Raw genomic sequence first — 1869 nt, 5'->3', positions numbered from 1 at the left:
CAACTAATATTCCAGAACTGCTCTAAAGTTAAGTATTTGCACTATCCCATTCTTACTTCCATTTCTTTTATACATTCCATAATTAATTCTAAGGAAAACAAATGAAACTTTCTAAATGGAAGTTAATGGCTTTGATTATTCCTGCCGCATGGACTTCAATTTCTTACGCTTATGACTGGAATGATGATGTCACCCAAAGAGTTCAGACTCTTATAGGAAATGCCGCTGATAAGTATGTGCAGGGTGATTACGATAGCTATAATTCAGATACTGAAACGGCTATTAATTTGCTATTAACGGTAGAACCTCAACCCCAATCACCAGAACAGATAGATGCAAGAAAGATACAGGCAGCACAACTTGTTGATGAAACGGTAAAGAAAGAAATTATTTCTTTGGAGCAATCTCTCGAGACAAATCAAGCTAAAGCTGACGCTGAATATCAGAAGATGCAAAGCATGAGCAAGGAAGAAAAAGAACAGGCCGCAGCGAAAGCAGCAAAGGAAGCTGCAGATGCCAAAGCAACCGCAAGTGCTTATGCGGCAGCAATGAAGGCAAAGGCAGCTAGTGGAAAAGAAGCAAGCCAAGTAAGTGTGTCTGGTGTAAACGCACCTAAAACACATTAAGTTTGCATACGTAAATCAGACAGGATGCGTTTTCGGCATAAGGTACTGACCATCCCATCCTGTTTCATGCGTCAATTATCCATAATCCGTTTTCGACATAAGGTACTGCGATTAGTGGTTAATTGCGTTTTGGCATGAATACTACTGGCCTCTGCCACCCAACAAACTGCACGCTGGAGGTTCGGTTGTCCCAATAGTTTTCACGTATGCAAAAGTAAGTGTCTTTGAGAACACAAATAAAGCACGATTAATACACGATACATTTCAAAATACAGGCGCATAACAATCCCTCATAACAAAGAAATGTCATGATAATTGCTTTGGAGCCATGAAAGAGCAGGGTAGCTAGTCCTGAACCTTCCATCCCATTTGCTTTAAGCGAAGCAAGCCAACAGCTTGTATCCAGTGCACCGGAAAGCCGTTAACACTCATAATCCATCAGCTTGCTTAAGGCTGACAGACTCTGAATCATTGGGTACAGTTAAAACAATTACTAATGGCATTTCACCATATGGACAAATTTAGCGTCTGGTCCAAGACGTTTGTTACCGATGAAATTATCCATCGCTCTTTGGGAGCATCCACTATGGGAGGTCGGACAGCAACAGCCAAAATTGTATAACAATTGTCAGTATCTAGAATCTTCAAATTGTAAACAAGATTGGCGTGCGTACTGGAATCTCACCAGTGCTACGAAGTTTAACGTTGGGCAGTACAACGAATCTCTGCGCATATCGGCATAGCCGAATATCAGTCTTTAAATGTGAATCCATCACTTTCCCCAAGGTGACGAACTCGACTGACGCATCAGAAGAATTCCAAAATCAACTAATGCCGAAGTGAGCACATAGCCGAAGCAAAGAAGAAGCGTTCCAATTTGCAGTAACCAGAATCACATCCAGCTAATGCAGAGGCTTGCACAAGCTAAAAGACGAAACAGGTTTTGATGATGTCGGTCAGGTGAATGAAGAAATCACATCGAGCACAATCCCTCGAACGTAGTGAGAGCTTAGCCATAGAAGTCCACAATCTGAACCAGAGGGCGCAAGACAATCCAACTGTTATGCGAACTAACTACTGCACCAATCTAGCTACAATTCTCGTTACCTGACGTTAGTGCGCATAATGTACGACTCGTTATGTTGAAAAGGCCGCTGCGAAAATCGAATTCCGCAGCGGCCTCTTTAGCATAACGTCATTGTGCGTACCATTAGTTATCTGCACATCTTGCAAGAAATAGTAA

Annotated in this window: 1 protein-coding gene; it reads left to right on the top strand. The window is 41.9% G+C overall.

The genetic code is table 11. The features are described from left to right. The first annotated feature begins 101 nt into the window (after positions 1-101). Entirely contained in the window at positions 102-626 is a 525-nt protein-coding gene (locus NNN64_RS22755) for a hypothetical protein (protein WP_271442874.1), read from the top strand. The last annotated feature ends 1243 nt before the right edge of the window (positions 627-1869 follow it).

Origin of the sequence: Citrobacter sp. Igbk 14 (assembly GCF_028069825.1) — a bacterium.
In the GTDB taxonomy this organism is placed as follows: Bacteria; Pseudomonadota; Gammaproteobacteria; order Enterobacterales; family Enterobacteriaceae; genus Citrobacter.
Note: the sequence above shows the minus strand (reverse complement) of the source record. Positions and strands in the feature narration are given on the sequence as shown.

What these genes read in the sequence shown, in the direction of transcription:
- NNN64_RS22755 (WP_271442874.1), top strand. Translation starts at nt 102, where the DNA reads ATGAAACTTTCTAAATGGAAGTTAATGGCTTTGATTATTCCTGCCGCA.